General features: G+C 60.8%; 21 protein-coding genes and 2 pseudogenes. 12 read left to right on the top strand and 11 right to left on the bottom strand.

Going from position 1 to position 24,664, the window contains the following annotated elements; all coding sequences use genetic code 11:
• Position 1: 1 nt before the first annotated feature.
• On the bottom strand, positions 2-1,300 hold the full coding sequence (locus H097_RS26190; RefSeq protein ID WP_032863473.1) for a mechanosensitive ion channel family protein: 1,299 nt from the start codon (positions 1,298-1,300) through the stop codon (positions 2-4).
• A 193-nt stretch (positions 1,301-1,493) separates the two neighbouring features.
• On the opposite strand from H097_RS26190, the gene H097_RS26185 reads away from it, so the two are divergent.
• Positions 1,494-2,840: a DEAD/DEAH box helicase gene (locus H097_RS26185; protein ID WP_032863472.1), complete on the top strand. Its 1,347-nt coding sequence runs from the start codon at positions 1,494-1,496 to the stop codon at positions 2,838-2,840.
• Between the two features lie 47 nt (positions 2,841-2,887).
• Here H097_RS26185 and H097_RS26180 read toward each other — a convergent pair whose 3' ends face one another.
• A complete protein-coding gene (locus tag H097_RS26180; RefSeq protein ID WP_032863471.1) occupies positions 2,888-3,163 on the bottom strand; it encodes a hypothetical protein in 276 nt (91 codons plus the stop codon).
• A gap of 173 nt (positions 3,164-3,336) precedes the next feature.
• On the opposite strand from H097_RS26180, the gene H097_RS26175 reads away from it, so the two are divergent.
• The 4 genes from H097_RS26175 to copD are packed head-to-tail and all read left to right on the top strand — an operon-like array spanning position 3,337 to position 7,365.
• The gene (locus H097_RS26175) at positions 3,337-5,142 is read left to right on the top strand and encodes a copper resistance system multicopper oxidase (protein WP_032863470.1); all 1,806 of its coding nucleotides are present in this window, start codon (positions 3,337-3,339) and stop codon (positions 5,140-5,142) included.
• 10 nt (positions 5,143-5,152) lie between these two features.
• Positions 5,153-5,995 (top strand): copper resistance protein B, encoded by an 843-nt coding sequence (locus H097_RS26170; protein WP_032863469.1) that lies wholly within the window; start codon positions 5,153-5,155, stop codon positions 5,993-5,995.
• Between the two features lie 60 nt (positions 5,996-6,055).
• Positions 6,056-6,442, top strand: coding sequence for a copper homeostasis periplasmic binding protein CopC (gene copC, locus H097_RS26165; RefSeq protein ID WP_032863468.1), 387 nt, complete (start codon positions 6,056-6,058; stop codon positions 6,440-6,442).
• Positions 6,439-7,365: a copper homeostasis membrane protein CopD gene (gene copD / locus H097_RS26160; RefSeq protein ID WP_032863467.1), complete on the top strand. Its 927-nt coding sequence runs from the start codon at positions 6,439-6,441 to the stop codon at positions 7,363-7,365. The genes copC and copD overlap by 4 nt, the downstream gene beginning before the upstream one ends.
• Here copD and H097_RS26155 read toward each other — a convergent pair.
• The 3 genes from H097_RS26155 to H097_RS26145 form a co-directional block, all read right to left on the bottom strand.
• Positions 7,362-8,228 (bottom strand): DUF6279 family lipoprotein, encoded by an 867-nt coding sequence (locus tag H097_RS26155; protein ID WP_032863466.1) that lies wholly within the window; start codon positions 8,226-8,228, stop codon positions 7,362-7,364. The genes copD and H097_RS26155 overlap by 4 nt on opposite strands.
• A gap of 66 nt (positions 8,229-8,294) precedes the next feature.
• Positions 8,295-9,017 (bottom strand): TorF family putative porin, encoded by a 723-nt coding sequence (locus tag H097_RS26150; RefSeq protein ID WP_032863465.1) that lies wholly within the window; start codon positions 9,015-9,017, stop codon positions 8,295-8,297.
• Positions 9,018-9,228: 211 nt separating this feature from the next.
• On the bottom strand, positions 9,229-9,408 hold the full coding sequence (locus tag H097_RS26145) for a hypothetical protein (RefSeq protein ID WP_007946007.1): 180 nt from the start codon (positions 9,406-9,408) through the stop codon (positions 9,229-9,231).
• Between the two features lie 336 nt (positions 9,409-9,744).
• Here H097_RS26145 and H097_RS26140 point away from each other — a divergent pair, with 336 nt between their 5' ends.
• Positions 9,745-10,581, top strand: coding sequence for a S1-like domain-containing RNA-binding protein (locus H097_RS26140; RefSeq protein ID WP_029292380.1), 837 nt, complete (start codon positions 9,745-9,747; stop codon positions 10,579-10,581).
• An 80-nt stretch (positions 10,582-10,661) separates the two neighbouring features.
• Here H097_RS26140 and H097_RS28970 read toward each other — a convergent pair.
• A pseudogene (locus tag H097_RS28970) lies at positions 10,662-10,815 on the bottom strand (YbfB/YjiJ family MFS transporter); the annotation flags it as partial.
• Here H097_RS28970 and H097_RS28275 point away from each other — a divergent pair.
• The 3 genes and pseudogenes from H097_RS28275 to H097_RS26135 form a co-directional block, all read left to right on the top strand.
• Positions 10,801-10,923: pseudogene (locus H097_RS28275) on the top strand (LysR family transcriptional regulator); the annotation flags it as partial. The pseudogenes H097_RS28970 and H097_RS28275 overlap by 15 nt on opposite strands.
• A gap of 139 nt (positions 10,924-11,062) precedes the next feature.
• A complete protein-coding gene (locus H097_RS29055; RefSeq protein ID WP_003210728.1) occupies positions 11,063-11,185 on the top strand; it encodes a PA1414 family protein in 123 nt (40 codons plus the stop codon).
• 260 nt (positions 11,186-11,445) lie between these two features.
• Positions 11,446-11,922, top strand: coding sequence for a hypothetical protein (locus H097_RS26135; RefSeq protein WP_206575988.1), 477 nt, complete (start codon positions 11,446-11,448; stop codon positions 11,920-11,922).
• 52 nt (positions 11,923-11,974) lie between these two features.
• Here H097_RS26135 and H097_RS26130 read toward each other — a convergent pair whose 3' ends face one another.
• Together H097_RS26130 and speB are read right to left on the bottom strand one after the other, a co-directional pair.
• Positions 11,975-13,357 carry a sodium:solute symporter gene (locus H097_RS26130; RefSeq protein ID WP_032863464.1) on the bottom strand — a complete coding sequence of 461 codons (1,383 nt, stop codon included), beginning with the start codon at positions 13,355-13,357 and terminating at the stop codon, positions 11,975-11,977.
• Positions 13,358-13,431: 74 nt separating this feature from the next.
• Complete coding sequence (gene speB, locus H097_RS26125) at positions 13,432-14,382, bottom strand: agmatinase (protein WP_032863463.1); 951 nt, start codon at positions 14,380-14,382, stop codon at positions 13,432-13,434.
• A 287-nt stretch (positions 14,383-14,669) separates the two neighbouring features.
• On the opposite strand from speB, the gene H097_RS26120 reads away from it, so the two are divergent.
• Positions 14,670-15,563 carry a LysR family transcriptional regulator gene (locus H097_RS26120; protein ID WP_032863462.1) on the top strand — a complete coding sequence of 298 codons (894 nt, stop codon included), beginning with the start codon at positions 14,670-14,672 and terminating at the stop codon, positions 15,561-15,563.
• Between the two features lie 2 nt (positions 15,564-15,565).
• Positions 15,566-16,162: a DTW domain-containing protein gene (locus H097_RS26115; RefSeq protein WP_032863461.1), complete on the top strand. Its 597-nt coding sequence runs from the start codon at positions 15,566-15,568 to the stop codon at positions 16,160-16,162.
• A gap of 100 nt (positions 16,163-16,262) precedes the next feature.
• On the opposite strand, the gene H097_RS26110 is transcribed toward H097_RS26115, so the two are convergent.
• The 3 genes from H097_RS26110 to H097_RS26100 are packed head-to-tail and all read right to left on the bottom strand — an operon-like array spanning position 16,263 to position 21,170.
• Positions 16,263-17,618, bottom strand: coding sequence for an HlyD family type I secretion periplasmic adaptor subunit (locus tag H097_RS26110; protein ID WP_032863460.1), 1,356 nt, complete (start codon positions 17,616-17,618; stop codon positions 16,263-16,265).
• Between the two features lie 10 nt (positions 17,619-17,628).
• Positions 17,629-19,788, bottom strand: coding sequence for a type I secretion system permease/ATPase (locus H097_RS26105; RefSeq protein WP_032863459.1), 2,160 nt, complete (start codon positions 19,786-19,788; stop codon positions 17,629-17,631).
• Between the two features lie 23 nt (positions 19,789-19,811).
• The gene (locus H097_RS26100; protein WP_032863458.1) at positions 19,812-21,170 is read right to left on the bottom strand and encodes a TolC family outer membrane protein; all 1,359 of its coding nucleotides are present in this window, start codon (positions 21,168-21,170) and stop codon (positions 19,812-19,814) included.
• A gap of 477 nt (positions 21,171-21,647) precedes the next feature.
• Here H097_RS26100 and H097_RS26095 point away from each other — a divergent pair.
• The coding region (locus H097_RS26095) for a retention module-containing protein (RefSeq protein ID WP_032863457.1) at positions 21,648-24,664 on the top strand (3,017 nt) is incomplete at its 3' end.

Genomic DNA, 24,664 nt, shown 5'->3' with positions numbered 1-24,664 from the left:
CTTAGAGCGCGGCTTTCTCCGGTACCGGCAAATGACTGGCGCCCAGCACCGCCGGCAACACCCCGGCCCGCAGGTCATTGCCACTCGGTTGCTGGTACAGGCTCAAGCCAAACTCCGGCAATACCGCCAGCAGGTAGTCAAAAATGTCCCCCTGGATCCGCTCGTAATCGCCCCACGCCGTGGTGCGGGTAAAGCAGTAGATTTCCAGCGGCACACCCTGGGAGGTGGTCTGCATCTGGCGCACCATGCACGTCATGTTCGGCTGGATATCCGGATGGCTCTTGAGGTACGCCAGGGCATAGGCGCGGAAAGTCCCCAGGTTGGTCATCCGCCGGCGGTTGGCCGACAGTTGTGCGCTGTGGCCCTGGGCTTCGTTCCAGGCTTTCAATTCCGCCTGTTTGCGGCTGATGTAGTCGGTCAGCAGGTGGACCTGGGTCATCCGCACTTCTTCAGCGTCGTTCAGGAAGCGCACGCCCGCGGCGTCGATAAACAGGCTGCGCTTGATCCGCCGCCCACCCGAGGCCTGCATGCCGCGCCAGTTCTTGAACGATTCGGACATCAGGCGCCAGGTGGGGATCGAGACGATGGTCTTGTCGAAATTCTGCACCTTGACCGTGTGCAGGGTGATGTCCACCACATCGCCATCGGCGCCGACCTGGGGCATTTCGATCCAGTCGCCGACCCGCAGCATGTCGTTGCTGGTCAACTGCACGCTGGCGACAAACGACAACAGCGTGTCCTTGTAGACCAACAGGATCACCGCCGACATCGCACCCAGGCCTGACAGCAGCAACAACGGCGAGCGGTCGATCAGGGTGGCGACGATGATGATCGCGCCAAACACGAACAGCACCATCTTTGCCAACTGCACATAACCCTTGATCGAGCGCGTGCGGGCATGCTCGGTGCGGGCGTAGATATCCAGCAGGGCGTTGAGCAGGGCGCTCATGGCCAGGACCTGGAACAGGATGGTGAACGCCAGCGCCACATTGCCGATGAACAGCGCGGCGTTTTTGCTCAGTTCCGGCACCAGGTGCAGGCCGAACTGGATCACCAGGGACGGCGTCATCTGTGCCAGGCGATGGAAGACTTTGTTGTGCCGCAGGTCATTGAGCCAGTGCAGCGCCGGCTGGCGCCCGAGCAGTTTGACGGTGTGCAGGATGAGGTAGCGTGCCACCCGTCCGACGATCAGGGCCACGACCAGCAGCACCAGCAGGGCGATGCTTGAATGCAGCAGCGGATGTTGGTCCAGGGCACCCCAGAGGTCTTGGACGTTGAGCCAGAGCTGTTTGATATCCATGGTTTAACGCGATTCTTCTGTAAGACATGACGGGTCGATTAGAGCATTTAAGTGCTGCAAAGTTGTGCAGGCAGACAAATCACCTGACAAAAAACCATCTGATTGGCCCACTTCGCGTAAAGAAACTCGGCCTGGGCGCCCGAAACCGTTACCCTATGCAGCTGATTTTTTGTATTTCTTCGAGGTAGCACCCGTGTTTTCCCAATTCGCCCTGCACGAACGCCTGCTCAAAGCCGTGGCCGAGCTTAAATTTGTCGAGCCTACGCCTGTGCAAGCAGCGGCCATCCCGCTCGCGCTCCAAGGGCGTGACCTGCGGGTGACGGCTCAAACCGGGAGTGGCAAGACCGCCGCTTTCGTCCTGCCGGTCTTGAACCGCTTGATCGGCCCGGCCAAGGTACGCGTCAGCATCAAGACCCTGATCCTGCTGCCGACCCGCGAACTGGCCCAGCAGACCTTGAAGGAAGTGGAGCGCTTCTCGCAGTTCACCTTCATCAAGTCCGGCATCATTACCGGCGGCGAAGACTTCAAGGTCCAGGCCGCGATGCTGCGCAAGGTACCGGATATCCTGATCGGCACTCCTGGGCGGATGATCGAGCAACTGAACGCCGGCAACCTGGACCTCAAGGAAGTCGAAGTGCTGGTGCTGGACGAAGCCGACCGCATGCTCGACATGGGCTTTGCCGACGACGTGCAGCGCCTGGTCGCCGAATGCGTCAATCGCCAGCAGACCATGCTGTTCTCCGCCACCACTGGTGGTTCGACCCTGCGCGACATGGTCGCCAAGGTCCTGAACAACCCTGAGCACTTGCAGGTCAACAACGTCAGCGACCTGAACGCGACCACGCGCCAGCAGATCGTCACCGCCGACCACAACGTGCACAAAGAGCAGATCCTCAACTGGCTGTTGGCCAACGAGACCTATCAGAAGGCTATCGTGTTCACCAACACCCGCGCTGCGGCCGACCGTATCTACGGGCGTCTGGTGGCCCAGGAATACAAGGCGTTCGTGCTGCACGGCGAAAAAGACCAGAAAGACCGCAAACTGGCCATCGACCGCCTCAAGGCCGGTGGCGTGAAGATCCTGGTCGCTACCGATGTTGCCGCACGCGGCCTGGACGTTGATGGCCTGGACCTGGTGATCAACTTCGACATGCCGCGCAGCGGCGACGAATACGTGCACCGTATCGGCCGTACCGGGCGTGCCGGCAACGATGGCCTGGCCATCTCGCTGATCTGCCATGGCGACTGGAACCTGATGTCGAGCATCGAGCGCTACCTCAAGCAGTCGTTCGAGCGCCGCACCATCAAGGAAGTCAAAGGCACCTACACCGGGCCGAAGAAGGTCAAGGCGTCGGGCAAGGCTGTCGGCGTTAAGAAGAAAAAGGTCGACGCCAAGGGCGACAAGAAAAAAACCGGCGCCAAGTCGCCGACCAAGCGCAAGATCGCCAACCGGCCGAAGACCGACAACCTGTCGTTGGTCAGCAAGGACGGCATGGCTCCGCTCAAGCGCCGCAAGCCAGAAGCCCCCGCTGCCGAGTAATCCTTGGCGCACTGAAAAACCGGACATTGTCCGGTTTTTTTATGCCTTCAGTTTTTTGCCTTGGCGGCGGCTTCCTTGAGTTCCTTGAGCCGGGCGTTGATCAATTGGCACTTGTCGGGGACCTTGGCACTTTCGGTGTCCAGGTCCATTTTTTGCAGCTCGTCATTGATCTCCTTGGCCTTGGTCGGGTTTTGCTGGGTGAGCGTCGCGACCTCCTGGGCCAGTTGTTCGCGTTTGGCCGTGGCCTCTTCCAGGGTGCAGGCCCAGGCGGGCAGGGCGCTGCACAGGGCAGCGGCAACAGTCAGTTGCATCAGGGTTTTCATGGTTTGGACCTCCATGGCGGTGATACCCGGTTGAGGCTGCGGGCCAGCAGAAAGTTCAGTCCAATCGCGCCCCGAGCAGGCTGAAGCTGTCAAATCTGTAATCTATCGCTAAGCCAACTGACAGGCGCCGATCCCTACTCTGCGGTGATTCAATTGACGGGAATGGAATCGGCATGCACTCCAACACTTCTCGACGAACCTTCGTCAAAGGCTTGGCAGCGGTCGGCTTGCTGGGTGGGGCAGGGCTGTGGCGCCCGCCCGTGTGGGCCCTGGCCAGCCCAGGCCAGCCGGGCGTATTGGCAGGCAGCGAGTTTGAGCTGTTTATCGGCCAGACCCCGGTCAATATCACCGGCAACGTGCGCACCGCGCTGACCATCAATGGCAGTTTGCCGGGCCCGCTGCTGCGCTGGCGTGAAGGCGATACCGTGACCCTGCGCGTGCGTAATCGCCTGGCAGAGCCGACGTCGATCCACTGGCATGGGATTATCCTGCCGGCCAACATGGATGGTGTGCCGGGCCTCAGTTTCAAGGGGATCGAGCCGGGCGGGGTGTATGTCTATCAATTCAAGCTCAACCAGCATGGGACCTACTGGTATCACAGCCACTCGGGGTTCCAGGAGCAGCAAGGGGTCTACGGCCCGTTGGTGATCGATCCCAGGGAGCCCGAACCCTTCACGTACCAGCGTGACTACGTGGTGATGCTGACGGACTGGACCGATGAAGACCCCGCCAGCCTGATGAAAACCCTGAAGAAACAATCCGATTACTACAACTTCCATAAGCCCACCGTGGGCGACTTCATCAAGGATGTGGCCGAGAAGGGCTGGTCGGCCACCGCCGCCGACCGTCTGATGTGGGCGCAAATGAAGATGAATCCCACGGACTTGGCGGATGTCAGCGGCGCGACCTACACCTTCTTGATGAACGGCCAGCCACCTGCGCAAAACTGGACCGGGCTGTTCCGCACCGGCGAGAAGATCCGCCTGCGCTTTATCAACGGCTCGGCCATGACCTACTTCGATGTGCGTATTCCGGGCCTGAAGATGACGGTGGTGGCGGCCGACGGCCAGCCGGTGAAACCGGTCAGCGTGGACGAGTTCCGCATCGCCGTGGCTGAGACCTACGACGTGATCGTCGAGCCGAGCGAAGCCGCCTACACCCTGTTCGCCCAATCCATGGACCGCACCGGCTACGCACGCGGCACCCTCAGCCGTGAGCCGGGCTTGCTGGCGCCGGTCCCTGCGCTGGACCCTCGCCTCTGGCTGACCATGGACGACATGGGGATGGGCGGGATGGACCACGGTGCCATGGATCATGGGACCATGGCTGATATGCCGGCCATGGATCACAGTCAGATGACCGGTATGGACGGTGGGGCTATGCAAGGTATGTCCGGCGGGGCGATGGAGGGCATGGACCACGGCGCCATGGCGGGGATGTCGATGGCGATGCCAATGCAAAGCCATCCGGCCAGCGAAAACAACAACCCGCTGGTAGACATGCAGGCGATGAGCACCTCACCCAAGCTCGACGACCCGGGCATCGGCTTGCGCAACAACGGGCGCAAGGTCCTGGCCTATGCCGATTTGCGCAGCACCTTTGAAGACCCCGACGGCCGCGAGCCCAGTCGCACCATCGAGTTGCACCTCACGGGGCATATGGAGAAGTTTGCCTGGTCCTTTGACGGGGTGAAGTTCTCCGATGCCGAGCCGCTGAGGCTGACTTATGGCGAGCGGGTGCGGGTGGTGCTGGTCAACGACACCATGATGACCCACCCGATTCACCTGCATGGCATGTGGAGTGACCTGGAAGACGAAAACGGCCAGTTCATGGTGCGCAAACACACCATCGACATGCCGCCGGGATCGCGCCGCAGCTACCGGGTAACGGCCGATGCCCTAGGGCGTTGGGCCTATCACTGCCATCTGCTGTACCACATGGAAATGGGCATGTTCCGTGAAGTCCGGGTGCAAGAATGAGGAACCGAGCATGAGCCATCTATTTCGTCCCGTAGCGCTGCTGATCGCAACATTTGCCCCCGTAGCGCTGGTCAGCGCCGAAACCATGGACCACAGCCAGATGCAGGGCATGACGCCAGCCAAACCGGTGGCGACCAGCCAGAGTCGTACGCCGATTCCACCGTTGACCGACGCTGATCGCGCCGCGGTCTACAACGCCCCGGGCGGGCATATGGTGCATGACAGTGGCATCAACTCATTGTTTGTGATCAATCAACTGGAATGGCAAGGCTCTGACGATGGCCGCGCCGTGGGTTGGGATGCCAAGGGCTGGATTGGCGGTGATATCGACCGCTTGTGGCTGCGCACCGAAGGTGAGCGCGCCAAGGGCAAGACTGAAAAAGCCGAGATCCAGGCCCTATGGGGGCATGCCATCAGCCCCTGGTGGGACGTAGTGGCCGGTCTGCGCCAGGACTTCAAGCCCGGTGACAGCGAGAGTTGGGCGGCGTTCGGCTTGCAAGGCATGGCCCTGTACAACTTTGATGCCGAGGCCACGCTGTTTGTCGGTGAAGGTGGGCAGACCGCTGCGCGCCTTGAAGGGGACTACGATATTTTGCTGACCAATCGGCTGGTGCTGCAGCCTACCGCCGAAGTTAATTTCTACGGGAAAAACGATCCCGGACGCGGGATTGGTTCAGGCCTTTCGGAAACCGAGGTCGGGGTCCGGTTGCGCTACGAAATTCGTCGCGAGTTTGCGCCTTATGTCGGTGTGACCTGGAATCGTGCCTACGGCCAGACGGCCGAGTACGCCAGGGACGAGGGCGAGGACCGCAGCGAGGTGCGCTGGGTACTGGGTGTACGCCTGTGGTTTTGATGGATGCTGATTAAACAACTCTACCTATAACCTGCCGCCATGAGCGGCCAGGAGCCTTGCATGTCTGTGTTTAAAACTACGTTGGTGGCGGTTGCGCTGTGTTCTGGATTATTGCTCAGTGGACCTTCTTGGGCCCATCCGAAGTTGCTGTCTTCACTGCCAGCGGCCGGGGCAAGCGGGCCGGCGCCCGAGACCATCGAGTTGCACTTTTCGGAAAACCTGATGACCCAGTTTTCCGGGGCCAAGCTGATCATGACCGCGATGCCCGGTATGGCCCATTCGCCCATGCCAATCAAAGCCAGTGTGTCGGGCAGCAGCGACCCCAAGGTGATGCTGATCAAGCCTGCGGCGCCGTTGCCGGCCGGGACTTACCGGGTGGACTGGCGCGCGGTGTCGTCTGACACCCACCCCATTACCGGCGATGTGGTGTTCAGCGTCCAGCCATGAGTGATTCAGTGGGCGTCGCCTTGCGGTTTGCGCTGTATCTGGACTTGATGCTGCTGTTCGGCTTGGGCTTGTTTGGTCTGTATGGTCTGAAGGCATCGGAGCGGATATCCGGTGCTGTGTTGAATTTCAAGGGCTGGCTGGTCGGTGCCGCGCTTCTTGGCGTGTTGCTTTCGATGGCTTCGTTGCTGGTTATGACTCAGGCCATGAGTGGCGAGCAAGAGTGGCAGGCGCTTGGGCCGCATCTGCAGATGATGCTGTGGCAGACCGAGTTGGGCTTGACCTGGATGCTGCGTATCGGCGCGATGTTGGTGGCCGTTCTGGCTGTCTTGACCAGTGCAAGATGGCCCAGTGCCGGTCTGTGGCTGGCGACCTGGGCCGCGGGTGTCGCCCTGGCGACACTGGCCTGGGCCGGTCATGGTGCGATGGATGACGGAGCGCTGCGGGCCTGGCACCTGATCGCGGACAGTGCACATCTGTTGGCGGCCGGCGCGTGGGTCGGGGCATTGGCGGCGTTTGGGTTGTTGTTGATGCCAGGCAGTGTGCAGGACATTCAGCGTGCAAGGATCCTGGCCAGGGCACTGACCGGCTTTGAGGTGATCGGCGCGGCGCTGGTGACGGTGTTGATACTGACCGGCGTGGTGAATTACCTGTTTATTGTCGGGCCGAACCTGGATGGCATCACGAGTGGCACCTACGGCATTTTACTCAGCCTGAAACTGGCGCTGTTTGGCGTGATGCTGGGGATGGCGGCACTCAACCGCTTCCATCTGAGCCCGTTCATGCAACGGGCGGTGGATGCTGGCGAGTACACGGTGGCCTGTCGTGCCCTGCGGCGCAGCTTGAGCCTGGAGTTTGGCGCGGTGTTGCTGATCCTCGGACTGGTCGCGTGGCTGGGGACATTGGGCCCGATGTCGCCGGACTAGGCTTGGCTGCCCTTGAGACACTTGAGTGACTGGAAGTCGCTGCGCACCTTGTCGATTTTCTGCACCAGTTTCTGGCGCTGCTGCACTGTGCTTTCGGCCATCAAGTCCACCAGCAGGCTGCGGGCCGCGGCTTCGGTCTGGGCATAGGCCTGGCGATAGTCGGCGGTCCACAGGCTTTCACGGTCCACCAGCAGTTGCTCCATCCTCTGCGGGAAGTCGCTGTTTGCCCGTTGATCGAGCGCCGCGATGAACTGCGCCTGCCACTGGGCGCGGTTGCCGATCCATTGTTGGTTCTGTGCACCCAGGGCGGTGGACCAGTTGCGCACACGTTCTTGCTGACTGGCGCTCAACGGGCCCAACCAGCCATCCAGGCGTTTGCTCATGCGCTCGCTGCGGTCCTTGATCTGTTGCGCCAGGGGCGGCTTGAGGTATTCGTCCTGGCGTTTACGCAGATCCTTGGCCAGTGCCAGGTCCATCTCGTGCACCTGTTGTTCATCCAGCCCGCGCAGCAACTCGATGGCTGATGGCGTGATTTGCCGGGCAACGTCGGCAATCGCTTGTTTGGCTTCAAGGGTGCGGGCTTGCAGTGTGGCGTCTGTCACTTGATGGTTGGCGACCATCTGTTGCAGGCGGTCGAGCCAGCCCAGGTAACCCGGCAATTGAGTGGTGCAATGCCAGGCCAGGTGTTCCTTGAGGGTATCGTTGAACCAGCTCTTCTGCCCTGGGTTCATGTCCAGGTAGTCGTTGAGGGTCCAGGGGATGATCACGTCGAGGTTGCGATAGGCCAGGTCGACACGGCTACAGCCAGCCAGAGCGGCGCTCAAGGTCAGCAAGACTACCAGCAGTTTTAACCGACGCAGCATGGGCGTGTCCTTGTGCGGGCCAGGGGTGTTCATCTGAACCCGCCAGTGGCGCGACAGTTCAGCCCATCAATAAAACGACCGCTCGGCCTTCAAGGTCAACAGGCCATCACATTGCGAATTGTGTCCGGAGTAGGCCGAGCAGTCGCTGCCGCTGAGGTTGGAGTCGCTGTAGATCAGGTCCAGGTCGATGCCCATCCACGGCCGGGAGAATTTCACCGACCAGTCGCTGAAACTGCGAATCGAGCCACCATCCACTGCCGCTGGGGTGCCCAATTGATGGGTGGTGTACTTCATGCTAACGCCAATACCAAACGGCTGGGTGCCGCCGAGGTCGGCAAACAGGGTGCTGTCGCGGCGGTCGGGGTCGTTGCCCAGTGAAACGCCAAACCGATTGCCCAGCACATTCAGGCCGCCGTAGAACTCCTGGCTGTCGAGGGGGCTCAGCTTGGGGTAGCTGTAGTGAATCATCCCCAGTTCATAGCCCAGGGTCTGGTCGAACGGGCGCTTGAAGCCCATATAGGAGTCGACTTCGAGGTTGTTTGCAGGCGACAGGCCCATGCTCGGCGAGAACTGGCCGAAATACAGGCCGCTGGCGTGGCTCAGGTCGAGGCCGCCGTGGAACGAGTTGCTGCCCGGTGACGTGGGTTTGACTAGGCCCTGGGCCATGCTGCGGCTGGGCGTGGTACCCAGTTTCAGGTCGAAGTCACCCAACTCACGCTGGAACACCTGCGCTTCGGCAAGGGGGCTGGCGAGCAGGGCGCTGACCAGGAAAATGCAGGGTTTGAGCATGCGTCACTCCATGAAAAGCGAGGAGCAGTAACAGAAGGAATCGGGCAAACGCCCGTGCTAGACGTGTGCAAGCATACCGGCGAAAGTCAGGGGTTGAGGCCCGTTCGTCGATTGGCATGATTTGAGTGTGTGTCGGGGGGATGTTGCTTGCTCTAGTCCTAGCGCCTTGATAGGCAAGGCGCTTAGGGACCAGGTAGGCGGCTTGGCGCGCTTACTTTTTACCCAGGGTGATCTGCTTGGACGGGCCGAAGGTCTGGCCGCTCACGCCCTTGGCGATCTGCTGGATTTCGCCGCCAGACTTGAGGAACGCGGCGATTTGGTTGTTGATCGATTCGCTGGTTTCAACGGCGGGAGCTGGCTTTGCTTTGCTGTTGGATGCTTTTACGCGCATGGCGGCCACTAACCTGTAGAAAATTAACTTGGCCAGCTATCGTACATGAAATGCTTGACAATTGCTTGGTAAATATCTCCCAGGAATAAGCTGCGTTATTATAAATACCCTAAGTTGGTGTTTGGCTGAGGGCCCTAACTCGCTGTTTTAAATAGAAACCCCGGGTGAAAAATAGCACCTGGCCAGCGGTGCCGACCTGTGGGTTGACCTGACGAGCGGAGCGATTGGCCAAAATTCTTGGTAGGCCCGCGATTTTTCAGGGGTGCGCGCGCCTGGACATGGGACCGCGGCCTTCAACTCGGGTAGAATGCCGCCCACGCAATGAGGGTATTGGAAATGGCTTTAGTCGGGCGCTACAACAGTTTGCAAGTGGTTAAACACACTAACTTTGGTTTGTATCTGGACGGTGAGCAAGAGGGCGAAATCCTCTTGCCTAATCGTTATATTCCCAAAGATATTCCCAGTGAAGATGAAGACTGGCTTAACGTTTTTATTTATCTGGACAGCGATGACAAACTTATCGCGACCACCGAAAAACCGAAAGTGCAGGTGGGCGAGTTTGCCAGCCTGAAAGTGGTAGAAGTCAACAGCATCGGGGTGTTCCTCGACTGGGGCCTGCCCAAGGACCTGTTGCTGCCGTACTCCGAGGAAAAGCGCCAACTGACCGCCGGTGAATACTGCGTGGTACACGTTTACCTCGACAAGCACACCAAGCGCATCACCGCCACTGCGCGCCTTGACCGTTACCTGGACAAGACCCCGGCCAACTACACCGTGGGCCAGGAAGTCGACTTGCTGGTTGCCGAAGCCACTGATATGGGCTTCAAGGCAATCATCAACAACAAGCACTGGGGCCTGATCCACAAGAACGAAGTGTTCAAGTTCCTGCGTCCGGGCAAGGAAGAGAAGGGCTTCATCAAGGAAATCCGCGCCGATGGCAATATCAGCCTGAGCCTGCAACCGGTCGGCGAGCAAGCGGCGTCCAGCCTGAACTCGAAGATCCTCGCCAAGTTGCGTGAAAACAACGGCAGCTTGCCGGTCAGCGACAAGAGCGACCCGACCGTGATCAGCAACCTGTTTGGCGTCAGCAAGGGCAACTTCAAGAAGGCCATTGGTGCGTTGTATAAGCAGGGCCAGATCGTGATTCATGCCGATCGCATTGAACTGAGCTGATCAGTGGCTGGCCGGTTTGGCGCAATGGATCATTGCGCCAAACCGGCGGCAACAGCAGCGCTCCCGCCACTATCAAGCCACTTCCCTAGCGCAAAACACGCGGTCAGCAGGCCCGTGTTGGGTTGCGCACCGTGAGGCGCGACTACCCGCAAGCGTGCATCACCAACTGCATGCACACGCCAGGAGCGGCAGCCGGCAAAGCACTACACCCAATGCCAAGCCCATGCCACCACCTCGCTGATGTGGCGCAAGGGCATGCTCGGGGCTAATCTCAATGCATGGATTGACCTGCAGCAAGAGGGCAAGACGCGGCAGGCACAAGAGCCCCGCGCGATTGCCTGACCGGCCCGTCAGGATTTGTATCAATTCAGTAATGGTTCGTTGCGGTTTCAAGCAAGCATTGCGTGGGACTTAGTACTACTATCTGTAGGAAGCAGCCACAGAATTCCAGCTGCTCAGCACTACCCTCAAAGGGGGCACCATGAAAGAAAAACTGCAAAACTGGCTGCACGACCTCGGCGTCGCACTTGGCTTGATCGAGCCACCGCTGCAACCGGTGCCTATCCGCACCGATGACGAACAGCGCCGTCCGCGTCGCAGGTAAGGCCTGAAAAGCGCTCAGACATTGGTGTTTGGGCGCGATCACTCGTCACACTGTCCCTGGATCACAGTAGATTGGGGCGTGCGTGCTTGTATGCGATAGCCCTGTACCGGTCGAAGACCTGGTTCCTAAATTAAGTTGCGTTCGTTTTGTCTGACTCTGGAAGTACTCTGGTCGGACGTTTCCTTTTGTCTGTTTCCTCGACCTTTTCTGTATTTGCACGCTTTATATTCCTGCCCTCTTCAAGGAAGGAGGACAGGGCTATGTCGTTTGTTAACAGTGGTGGGATGCTGGTTTCCGACAAAGTGGTACTGCGTCGGTTTTACGCGATTGAGCATGGGGATTTGCACGGTGTGGGAATGACGACGATCAACGCGTGGCCTATAGGCGCATTACTCGCTCTTACGGGATGTACGAATCTGCACACGCCCGACCTTGAAAGCATTGTTATCTCCAGCTTCCAATCCCAAGAGCCCGAGAGCTGCCGGCCTTCTGACGTGCCCCTCGATCCAAACCGTGTGCAGGCGTTTTTCCAACGGGCGTCGCAGATTGATAGCCGCACCCTGCATGACCGTTACGAGTGGGCACCTTGCTATCTGGAGGGCAACCTGAAGTACAACGGGCATATCTGTACATGGCAGGTAAGGGCGGGAGCTACTGGACTCATCCAATGTCCGGCGTCAGAGCAGTATTTTGCCTGTGACGAGTGCGACGACCTTTTTGAAAAAACTGGGCAGTAAACAAAAAAACGGATGCGACAACCGACGTCGCACCCGCTGAAGAAAGCCTTGCTCAGGCTGCGTCGGCCGCCGTGGCCTCTGGTCGACGCGACAGCACACTCACCAGCACGAAACTCACCACGCTCACACCCAGGCTGTAGTAGATCGGTGTGTTTGCCTCCAAGCCATCCTTGATCATGAACACCAGCGCCGTGGTGACGCCCAGTGCCATGGCGCTGATTGCGCCCGAGGTGGTGGCACGTTTCCAGTAGATTGCCCCGATCAATGGGATCAGCATGCCGCCTACCAGCAGGTTGTAGGCCAGGGTTAGTGCGCTGATCACATCGGTGACCACCAGGGCGATACCCAACACGGCGATGCCGGTGAGCAGGGTGAACAGGCGGTTGATGTTCAGGCTCGACTGTTTGCCGCCGCGCAGGCGTGGCAGCAGGTCTTCGGTCAGTACGGTGGATGCTGCGAGCAGGCCGGCACTGGCGGTGGACATCATGGCAGCCAGCGCCGCAGCGATCACCAGGCCGCGGATGCCATCGGGCAACGACAGTTTGACGATGGCGGCGAAGGCGTTGTTGACGTTGCCCAGGTCTGGGATCAGCACGTGGGCCGCCATGCCGATCAATGCGCAGGCCAGGCCGTAGAGGATGCAGTAGAAACCGGCGAAAGTGCCCGCATACCTGGCGACCTTTTCGTCACGGGCGGTAAACACCCGCTGCCAGATGTCCTGGCCGATCAGGATGCCGAAGAAATAGATCATGAAGTAGGTGAGGATGGTGTCCCAGCCGATACTGGTGAAGCTGAAGCTGGCCGCCGGTAGCTTGGCCACCAGCTCATCCCAGCCGCCCACGCGGTACAGGCAGATCGGCAGCAGGATAAACATCAGGCCGACGGTCTTGATCACGAATTGCACGATATCGGTCAAGGTCAGCGACCACATGCCGCCAATGGTCGAGTAGATCACCACCACCACACCGCCCAGCAGTATTGCTGCCCAGAATGGCAGGTCAAACATCACTTGCATCACGGTGCCGATCCCCAGGATCGAGGTCACCGCCAGCATCAGCGCATAGGCCAGCATGATCAGTCCGCTGGCCTGGCGGGCCATGGGGTTGTAGCGCTGCTCCAGGACTTGGGTCACGGTGAAGATCTTCAGCTTGAGCAAGGGTTTGGCAAGGAACAGGTTCAGCGCAATGATCCCCGCACCCAGTGCTGCGCAGAGCCAGAAGCCGGAAATACCGTGGACATAACCCAGGCGCACGCTGCCCACGGTGGATGCGCCACCGAGCACCGTCGCGGCCATGGTGCCCATGTACAGCGTCGGCCCCAGGTTGCGACCGGCGACCAGGTAGTCTTCATGGGTCTTGGCCCGGCGCATGCCGTAATAGCCGAGCACGAGCATGCCGGCGGCGTAGATGAGTACGACGAATAGATCCAGAGCCATAGTGGCGAGTCTCCCATTATTATTTTTATAGGTGTCCGGGCGGCGGGAAGCGCCGCCGGTTTATCGGTCTTACATCAACGGTGCGTGACGCCAGGCAGCACGCAGAGCATTTCGTACAGCAGGTTGGCGCCCAGCAACGAGGTGTTGCCGGTGGTGTCGTAGGGCGGCGAAACTTCCACCAGATCACAACCAATCAGGTCCAGGCCCTGGCAGCCACGGATGATCTCGATCGCCTGGATAGTGGTCAGCCCGCCGATTTCCGGGGTGCCGGTGCCGGGTGCCCAGGCCGGGTCGATGCCGTCGATGTCGAAACTCAGGTACACCGGGCCGCCGCCGACCTTTTCCCGAACTTCGGCCATCAAGGGCGCAAGGGACTGGTGCCAGCACTCTTCGGCCTGGACCACACGGAACCCCTGTTTGCGGCTCCAGTTGAAGTCTTCGGCGGTATAGCCCTGGGCGCGCAGGCCGATCTGCACCACGCGGTCGCAATCGAGCAGGCCCTCTTCGACGGCCCGGCGGAAGGTGGTGCCGTGGGCGATTTTCTCGCCGAACATATGGTCATTGACGTCGGCGTGGGCATCGATATGCACCAGCCCGACCTTGCCGTGCTTCTTGTGGATCGCCCGCAGGATCGGCAGGGTGATGGTGTGGTCGCCACCCAGGGTCAGCGGGATCACGTCGTGCTTGAGGATCTCATCGTAGGATTCTTCGATGATGCGCACGGCGTCCAGCAGGTTGAAGGTGTTGATCGCCACATCACCGATGTCGGCAACCGACAGCGAGTCGAACGGCGCAGCGCCGGTGGCCATGTTGTAGGGGCGGATCATCACCGACTCGGCACGGATCTCGCGGGGCCCGAAACGGGTACCGGCACGCAGCGAGGTGCCGATGTCCAGGGGCACGCCGACAAAGGCGGCGTCCAGGCCGGCAGCGGTTTGCAGGTGGGGCAGGCGCATCATGGTGGCGATGCCGGCAAAGCGCGGCATTTCGTTGCCGCCCAGTGGTTGGTGAAAGATCTTGTCCACGGGAGTGCCTCATCGTTGTTGTGTTTATCAGAGGCTGATTCTGCGAAATGCCGGGCAAGGGAAGAATCGCTGTGGGGAAATACTTAGTTCAGATTTTTATGAACTAATGCCTGAGGTAGACTCCACCGGATTGCCGAACCCGTTCCCTGTAGGAGCGAGCTTGCTCGCGAAAAACCAGAGAGCGCCGCATGCATTCTGAATGCACGCGCCATCGTTAACGTTTTTCGCGAGCAAGCTCGCTCCTACAAGGGGGGCTATGTCAGCCGATTTTTTTGCCTGGAGGTTCCATGGCCAGCGCTTTACCCGACCTGAAACTGCTGCGTATCTTCGTCAGCGTCGTACGCCACCAGGGGTTTGCCTCTGCCCAGCACGAACTCAACCTGTCGACGTCGGCCATCAGCACCTATATGAGCCAGTTGGAAGGCGCGTTGGGCCTGGTGCTGTGCCATCGCGGGCGTGGCGGTTTCAGCCTGACCAGCAAGGGTGAGTTGTTTCATCAGGAAACCCTGCGCCTGCTGGGCGAACTGGAGGGCTTCGAGCAATATGCGGCGGCGCTCAAGGGCGAGTTGCGCGGCACGCTCAAGCTGGGTGTGCTCGACTCCACCGTCAGCGACAAGGCCCTGCCATTCGCCGAAGTCATCGGTGCCTACAGCCTTGAGCACCCGGCGGTGCATTTGCACTTGTCGGTGATGAGCCCCTACGAGTTGCAATTGGGAGTGCAGGACAACCGCCTGGACCTGGCCATCGGCGCTTTTTCCAACCGTATGAGTGGCTTGGTCTACATGCCGCTGTACCGCGAACAGCACTGGCTCTACTGCAGCTCGCGGCATCCGCTGTTCAGCGAGCGGCGTATCCCGGAGCAGGTGATTACCCAGCAACGCATGGTCGGGCGTGGTTACTGGAGCCAGGCGGAACTGGCGCGCCATGGCTTCAAACACAGCGCTGCCACGGTGGAAAGCATGGAGGCGCAGTTGATCCTGGTGCTGTCCGGCGCCTATGTCGGCTATTTACCCGAACACTACGCCCAGGCCTGGGCCGACAAGGGCGATTTGCGAGTGCTGCTGCCGGCGACTTTTGGCTACCAGGCGCCGTTTTCGATGATCATGCGCCGTGGGCGCAGCCGCGAGCCGTTGATCCAGACCTTCCGCGACTTACTCAAAGCACAGCTCAATCAGGCCTGACCATGTCCAGACCCCAATGCCCCCGCTGCCTGCGGCCGACCACCCATTGCCTCTGTGCGTTGATCCCGAGCCTGGACAGCCGTACCCGGGTGTTGCTGCTGCAGCATCCCAGCGAGGTCAACCACGCGCTCAACACTGCGCGCCTTGCCGCGTTGGGGTTGCTCAATGCGCAACTGGTGGTGGGCGAAGTGTTCGAGGATTTGCCGGCCTTGCTCAACCCGCCGGGGTATCAGGCGCGGCTGCTGTTTCCCGCCGAGGATGCGCAACCGTTGCAGGCGTATAGCCCATCCGACCTGCCGTTGCTGCTGGTGGTGCCCGACGGCACCTGGCGCAAGGCGCGCAAGTTGCTGCACCTCAACCCGCTGCTGGCGGCGTTGCCCCGGGTGACGCTGGCGGCGGGCGCCGTGTCCCGTTATCGGTTGCGCAAGGCGCCGGGGCCGGGAGCGTTGTCGACGGTGGAGGCGATCGTGCAGGCGTTGCAAGTGCTGGAGGCGCCGCAGTCATTCGAGCCGTTGTTGCGGCCGTTCGAGGCGTTGATCGAGGGGCAGATTGCGGCGATGGGGGAGGAGGTTTTCCAGCGCAATCATGGGGGTGATTAGCAGGCTCACCGAGGTGAGGCCATCGCAGGCAAGCCAGCTCCCACATTGACCGCGCATGTCTTGAACGACGCGGTCAATGGACTGCCCCCCAAAAGTCACCTCAACGCTCACGCATCGCCTCCGTCCGCGCCTTCAACACCGGCTTGAGCAAGTAATCCAGCACGCTTTTCTCCCCGGTAATAATGTCCACCGTCGCCACCATTCCGGGAATGATCAGCAGCGGTTTGTTATCCCCGCCCAAATGGTTCTTATCGGTGCGCACCTGGATCAGATAGAAGCTGTTGCCCTTGTCGTCGGTAATCGTATCGGCGCCGATCAGTTCCAGTTTCGCCGCCAGCCCGCCGTAGATGGTGTAGTCATAGGCACTGAATTTGACCATCGCCTTCTGCCCCGGATGCAAAAACGCCACGTCCTGGGGCCGCACTTTGGCCTCGATCAGCAGGTTGTCTTCCAGTGGCACGATTTCCACCATGTCGCTGCCCGGCTGGACCACGCCGCCGATGGTGTTGACCTTCAGTTGCTTGATCACCCCATGTACCGGCGAGACCACGGTGGTGCGGCTCACGCGGTCGTCAATGGCGATGCTGGTGGCGGTGATTTTCGACAGATCAGTGCGTTTTTCATTGAGTTCCTTGGCCGCTTCAGAGCGAAAGCTCTGCACCGACTCGTCGATCTTGCTCTTGATCTCATTGATCGCCGACTCCGCGCGGGGAATCGCCAGGGTCGTGGCGTTCAGCGAGCCACGGATCTCCACGGCGCTGCGTTTGAGGCGCAGGATTTCCACCGGTGATACCGCGCCGGTGCCCACCAGCGGCGCCGACATGTTCATCTCTTGTTGCAACAGCGCCAGGCTGGAGCTGAATTGGCCCTGCTTGGAACGAAACTCCGCCAGTTCCTGGGTTTTCTGCCGCAACTGTTCGGTCAGGGTCCGCTGCTCGCTGCTCAGGCGCCGCTGGCGTTGTTCAAACAGCGAGCGTTCGTCCTCGGCCACTTGCGGGGCCTTGGCGATCACTTCATCGGACAATTTGAACGGCCGCCCCTCGGCCTCGGCGGACAGGCGTTCAACCTGGGCGGTGAGGGCATAGCGGTCGACTTCGCTTTCGCCCTTGTTCGAGCGAAAGCGCGTGTCGTCCAGTTGCAGCAGCTTGTCGCCCTTGTCCACCATCTGCCCTTCGCGCACGTAGATCTGGGTGACGATGCCGCCCTCCAGGTTCTGGATCACCTGCACTTTGCTTGACGGGATGGCCTTGCCTTCGCCCATGGTCACTTCATCGAGTACGGCAAAGTTGGCCCACAGCAGGGCGCAGATGATCAGACCGGCGGTAAGCCACACGATAATCCGTGAACGGCGCGGCGAATCCTGCAGCGAAGCGCCCGCCAGTTCGGGCATGAATTCGCTGTCGGCGGTTTTGCCAAAACTCTTGAAGTAGCCCGGTGACGAGGGAGTGGCTGACATGGTGGGGCTCCTAGACCGCGGCCGAGCCGACACGGCCCTTGCGCAATGCATCGATCACACTTTCCTTGGGGCCGTCGGCCACGATGCGGCCGTTGTCCAGCACGATCAAGCGGTCGACCAGGCTGAGCATCGAGGTGCGGTGCGTGACCAGGAGCAACGTCTTGCCCTTGACCCACACTTCCAGGCGCTGGCGCAGGGTTTCTTCGCTGCTGTTGTCCATGGCGCTGGTGGGCTCGTCCAGCAGCAGGATCGGCGGATCGAGCAGCAGCGCGCGCGCCAGCAGCACGGCCTGGCGTTGGCCGCCCGACAACAACTGCCCGCGCTCGCCCACCGGCCGGTCGAAGCCTTGGGGGTGCTGGCGGGCCAGTTCGCTGACGCCGGTCAGCTCCGCCACTTCCAGCATCCGCGCATCGCTGACATAGCGGGCGCCGAGGGTCAGGTTATCGCGCAGGCTACCGGCCAGCAGCGGCAGATCATGGGCGACATAGCCCACTTGCTGGCGCAGGTCGGCCACATCCAGTTGCCGCAGGTCGAGGCCATCGAGCAGCAGTTGGCCTTCTTGCGGCGTATAAAAGCCCATCACCAGCCGGCCCAGGGTACTTTTGCCCGAGCCGCTGCGGCCGATAATCCCCACGCGTTCGCCGGCCTTGAGCTGGAAACTGACCTGGCTCAGGGCCGGGGCGTTCTGCCCGGCGTAGCGGAAGGTCACCTGGCTGACTTCCAGGGCACCTGTCAGTTGCGTGCGTTCCAGCGGGCGCTGTTGCGGGTCGCGCTCCTGGGGCAGGGCCATCAGCGCGTCGGTACTGCGCATGGTCAATTGCGCCTGCTGGTAGCGTGTGATCAACCCGGCGATCTGCCCCAGCGGCGCCAATACCCGGCTGCCGAGCATGTAGGTGGCCACCAGCGCACCGACGCTGAGGCTGCCGGCAATAATGCTGTAGACCCCGGCGACAATGGTCGCCATCCCGGAAAACTGTTGGATGAACAGGGTGCCGTTGGTGGCCAGCGCCGAGAGGTTGCGCGCATGGCTGTCGAGGCGGGTGAGGGCGCCATGGGTACTTTCCCATTGGTGCTGGCGCTCGCTTTCAGCGCTGCAGGCCTTGAGGGTTTCCAGGCCGCCGAGGGTTTCGATCAACAGTGCCTGGCGTTCGGCGCCCAGGCTCAGGCTTTTTTGCACGGTATCGCGCAGGCGGGCCTGGATCAGCATCGCAAAACCGATGGTCAGCGGGAACGCGCACAAAGGGATGATCACCAGCCAACCACCGAGCAGGCCGATCACCACCAGCATCAGCACGGCGAAGGGCAGGTCGATCAGGCTGGTGAGGGTCACGGCGGTGAGGAATTCGCGCAGGCCCTGGAAGTCATGGATGCTCTGGGCAAAACCACCGATGGTGGCCGGGCGCGCCTTCATCGACATGCCGGTGATGCGTTCGAACAGGGTTGCCGACAGAATCACGTCGGTTTTCTTGCCGGCGGTGTCCAGCAAGTGGGCGCGGACCACCCGCAGCACCAGCTCGAACCCCGTGCCGATCAGCAGGCCGATCACCAGCACCCACAAGGTCGACGTGGCCTGGTTCGGCACCACGCGGTCGTAGGTCTGCATGACGAACAGCGGCACCATCAGGCCCAGCAGGTTGATCAATAAGCTGGCGAGAATCGCATCGCTGTATAACCAGCGCGACAGCTTCAAGGTGTCGCGAAACCACGCCTCGACCCGCGGCACCAGCGGCGCGCGCAGGTCTTCGATCTCATGCCGAGGCCGTGCGAACAATGCCTGGCCGCTGTAGGCCGCGTCGAGTTCTGCGCGGCTGACCCATTGCTCGCCGCCCTCGGCTTCGCTGGGCAGGATCAGCGCCTGGCCATCCTCGCTCCAACGCCGCAGGACCGCACAACGCCCCTCCTTGAGCAGCAGCAGCACGGGCAGGTTCAGTGCCGAAATCGCCCCCAGTTCCCGACGCAAAACCCGCGCCTGCAAGCTGGCCCGGGCCGCTGCACGTGGCAGCAAGTCCAGGCTCATGCGTTGCTCTGCCAGGGGCAGCCCGGCGCTCAGGCTGGCGCGGCTGACAGTGCAACCGTGCAGCTTGCACAGGATCAGCAGGCCGTCGAGCAACGGGTCATCAAAGCTCTGGCGCGGGTCGACACCCGGGTTCAGCGGTTCCATCTGGCTCACGGCGGTCTGCTCCACGTCGTTGGCTACTTCAGGTCAGGCAAGTGGGCTTCGCTTCTGACTTCCGACTGGGCAATGGCTTCGGCCGGTACGACCACGCGCTCCTTGTTCAGCAACTCGCCCATGTTGGCCAGCACGCGGTACATGGAGAACTCTTCGGTGTAGCGCACTTCGGTGTAGCGCCGGTTGGCGTTGTACAACTCGTTTTCACTGTCCAGCAGGTCCAGCAGGGTGCGCTGGCCCAGGCCGAACTGGTCCTGATAGGCCGCACGCACGCGCTGGGTGGTTTCGGCGTATTCGCGGGCGGTGGGGGTCTGGATGCGCGCGTTGTCCATGGCATGCCAGGCCAGGTTGAGGTTTTCATTGAGCATGCGCAGGGCGTTGTTGCGGATGTCCATGGCCTGGTTGATCTTGTGCGAGTCCGACGCCAGGCGGGCCTTGTCGCTGCCGCCGCGGAACAGGTTGTAGTTCATCACCACGCCCACCCGCCATTCGTTGTCGTGGCCCAGGTCGCCCTGCACATTGTTATTGGCGCCCACTGCCGCCTCGGCGTCGAAACGTGGATAGAACGGTGATTTGGCCACTTCGTACTGGCTCTCGGCGGCCATCACATCGGATTGGGCGGACTTCAGGTAGGGGTTGTTCTCCAGCATGCTGCGCCGGGCGCCGAGTTGGTCGGCGGGCAACTCGCCCTTGATCGAGGCCGGGCTTTCCAGTTCGTCCGGCATGCGCCCGACCACGCTATAGAAGTTCGATTCGGCGTCTTGCAGGTCGACCATGGCCGTTTGGTAGTTGTTGTCCGCCAGGGCCCGACGGGCGGTGGACTGGTCGCGGTCGGCGGTGCTGCCGATGCCGCGTTCGGTACGCAGGCCGATCTGGTCGGTGACCCGCAGGTGGGCCTGCAGATTGTTCTTGGCCAGGGTCAGCAGGTCGCGGCGCTTGAGCACTTCCAGGTACACCTCGACGGTGCGCAGGGCCAGGCTTTCGGCAGTGCCACGGGTGTAATAGGCACGGGAGTTGACCACGGCCCCCGTGCGCTGCACTTCATTGGATGTGTTGAAACCGTCGAACAGCATCTGGCGCAGGCGCAGTTCCGACTGGGTGTAGTTGTCGGTCTCGGTGTGGTGATTGCCGCCACGGGCGCGGGTGGTGCTGTTGTCGCTGTAGCCACGGCCGTAGGCGGCGTTGAGGTCGAGGCTGGGGTAGAAGCCACCCTTGGCGACTTTTACATCTTCGTCGGCTGACAACCGGCTGTTACGGCTGGCGTTCAGTTCCGGGTGAGTGTCCAGCGTGCTTTGGATGGCTTGGGTCAGCGACATCGCTTGGGCATTGGTGCAGGCCATGGCGATCAGAATCGCGCTGCAGAGGGGGGGCAAGACGCGCATGGGTACATCTCCTGTGGATCAATGTTGCTGGTCTGTCGCCATTTATTTGACGAATTTATAGGGCCAAACCGTCTCAGGCTTGTAACAACAGAGCTAAGAACATTTGCGAGAGGACCTAAGAAGGATTTCTCATAATGTTTATGTCCAAAAAAACTTATGCGTTCTGCGCGAAGCAAGACATTGTTCAAAGCACAAGCCTTGAGTTATGTGCGCTTTGGCGCGTTTTCAGGCTTAAGGAAAGTTCAATCGCAAGTGCAAGCGGATGATGGGGTAGAGGAAAAAAGGGAATTTTCTGGTGACGGTTTTTTGTCACTTTGTCCCTGGGAAGGTTCTCTGCAAACGGCTTGAAGCGCGGGTTGGCGGCTGATTTGAATCAGTTTTGTGCCACTTTCGGGCGAGGCCCAGACCACCGGATCTGTTGCGCTTGTGCACGTAACCGAGGTTTCGACTACTGGGGTCGGACAGGGAGATAAGCACATGGCCAAGTTAATCGGTGTTGTCAGCAAGGTGGTTGGGGAAGTCTTTGCCGTGGCGGGAGATGGCAGTCGCCGTAGCCTGATCGAAGGCGACCGACTGTTTGCTGGCGAGCAACTGCAGACCGGCGCGGCGGGTGCGGTGGCGGTGCAACTGACCAACGGCCATGAGCTGACCCTGGGGCGCGACAGCAGCCTGGGCCTTTCCCCGCAATTGCTGGCCGGCCAGGCGCCGCAGGTGCATGGGTCTGAAGACCTTGCGCCCAGCCAGGCGCAGTTGACCGATGTGCAGCAACTGCAAAAAGCCATTGCTGCCGGTGCCGACCCGACCCAGACCGGTGAAGCCACGGCCGCCGGCCAGACCGGCAGCACCGCGGCCGGTGAATTGGGCGGTGGGCACTCCTTTGTGTTGTTGACCGAAGTTGCCGGGCGCGTGGAGCCGGTCATCGGGTTCCCGACTGCAGGCTTTGGCGCGATTCCAGAGTTTCCGTTGTTCCAGGTCGCCGGGCAGCCGGATACCGGCAATAGTCCGCCGGTAGTGGTGCCTCCCGATAACCCGGTGAGCCTGGATGGGCTGGCGGTCGAGGGCGGCGAGTTGACGCTCAACGAGGCCAATCTTGCCCAAGGCTCGGCCAGCAATCCGGCAGCGCTGGTGCAAAGCGGCACCTTCAACGTCTCGGCGCCCGATGGCCTGCAGAGCCTGACGGTGGGCGGCATCAGCGTGGTCAGCGGCGGGGTGGCCAGCAGTTTCCCGCAAAGCATCACCACCGGGTTGGGCAATACCTTGAGTATTACCGGGTATAACGCGGCCACCGGGGTGATCAGCTACAGCTACACATTGACGGGCAATGAGGCCCATCCGTCGGGAGCTGGAACCAACAGTCTCGGCGAAAACTTTGCGGTGGTTGCCATCGATAGCGACAACGACACCGCCACGGGTTCGCTGGATATCACGGTTATCGACGATGTCCCCAAGGCGCGGGATGACAGCCATGAAGGCAGCGCATCGGAAAGCCTGTTGACCCTTGTCGGCAATGTCCTGGACAACGATACCCAGGGCGCCGACCGCGTCGCCAGCGGCCCGATTGTCGGCGGTAGCTTCACGGGTCAATACGGGACTCTGGTCCTGGCTGCCGATGGCAGTTACACCTACACACTGAACACCGGCGATCCTGACTTTGTAGCGCTGCTGGGCGGCGGCAATGGCACCGAAACCTTCACCTACACCCTGACCGACGCCGACGGCGACACCAGCACCGCCAACCTGGTGCTGCAAGTGCATAACAACGATGACCCCGTGGTGATCGGTGGCATCAGTGTCAATGTCGCCGACCTGACGCTTTATGAAAAAAACCTGGTGGACGGCAGCAGTCCCGATGCTGGCGCACTGACCCGTACCGGCAGCCTGACGGTGTCGGCGGTGGATGGTTTACAGAACTTGTCAGTGGGCGGGATCAGCGTGGTATCCGGCGGTGTCACCGCCGGCTTCCCGCAATCGATCGCCACCGGACTGGGCAATACCCTGACCATCACCGGGTTTGATGCGGGCACCGGGGTGATCAGCTACAGCTACACCCTGACGGGCACTGAGGCGCATCCGCTGGCCGCTGGGGCCAATGAGCTGAGCGAAAGCTTCAGCGTGATCGCCAATGACACCAACAACAGCACGGCCACTGGCACGCTGCATATCAGCGTGGTGGACGATGTGCCGACGGCGGCCGATGACAGTAATGCGCAAGTGGCCTCTGAGAGCCAACTGATCCTGACCGGCAGCGTGCTGGGCAATGATGTGCAAGGTGCTGACCGCATCCCTACTGGCCCGGTGACACCCGCGACCATCATCGGCACCTACGGCACCCTGAATTTGCTGGCTGATGGCAGCTACACCTACACCCTGGACAAGACCGATACACAATTCCTGGCCCTGAACGGTGGTGGCAATGGGACTGAAACCTTCACCTATACGTTGACGGATGCCGACGGTGATACCAGCCCGGCCAATCTCGTCTTGCAGGTGCATAACAACGACGATCCGGTGGTGTTGACCGGTCTTGAGGTAAATGGCGGCGAAGTCACCGTCTACGAGAAAAACCTGCCGTTGGGCAGTGCCAATGATGGCTCTGCATTGACCCAGTCCGGGACCTTCACCGTGACGGCGTTGGATGGTTTGAAAAACCTTACCGTGGGCGGTATCAGCATCGTCACGAATGGTGCGGTTTCGGCCTTCCCGCAATCCGAACCCACCGGTTTTGGTAATACGCTGACCATCACCAACTACGACGCCATCACTGGCGTGATCAGCTACAGCTACACCCTCAACGGCACCGATAGCCACCCAACTGGGGCTGATGCCAACAGCATCAACGAGTCGTTTACGGTCGTGGCGACCGACAGCAACAACAGCAGCGCCACTGGCTCGCTGGATGTCAACGTGGTCGACGATGTTCCGACGGCGACCGATGACAGTAATGCGCAAGTGGCCTCTGAGAGCCAACTGATCCTGACCGGCAGCGTGCTGGGCAACGATGTGCAGGGCGCTGACCGCATCCCTACAGGTCCGGTGACGCCCGCAACCATCATCGGCACCTACGGCACCTTGAACTTGCTGGCCGATGGCAGCTACACCTACACCCTGGACAAGACCGATACGCAATTCCTTGCCCTGAATGGCGGAGGCAACGGGACTGAAACCTTCACCTACACGTTGACGGACGCCGACGGTGATACCAGCCCGGCCAATCTCGTCTTGCAGGTGCATAACAACGACGATCCGGTGGTGTTGACCGGTCTTGAGGTAAATGGCGGCGAAGTCACCGTCTATGAGAAAAACCTGCCGCTGGGCAGCGCCATTGATGGCTCTGCGTTGACCCAATCCGGGACCTTCACCGTGACGGCGCTGGATGGTTTGAAAAACCTTACCGTGGGCGGTATCAGCATCGTCACGAATGGTGCGGTTTCGACTTTCCCGCAATCCGAACCCACCGGTTTTGGCAACACCCTGACCATCACCAACTACAACGC

It is taken from the genome of Pseudomonas sp. FH4 (assembly GCF_000510915.2).
Lineage (GTDB): Bacteria > Pseudomonadota > Gammaproteobacteria > Pseudomonadales > Pseudomonadaceae > Aquipseudomonas > Aquipseudomonas brenneri.
Note: the sequence above shows the minus strand (reverse complement) of the source record. Positions and strands in the feature narration are given on the sequence as shown.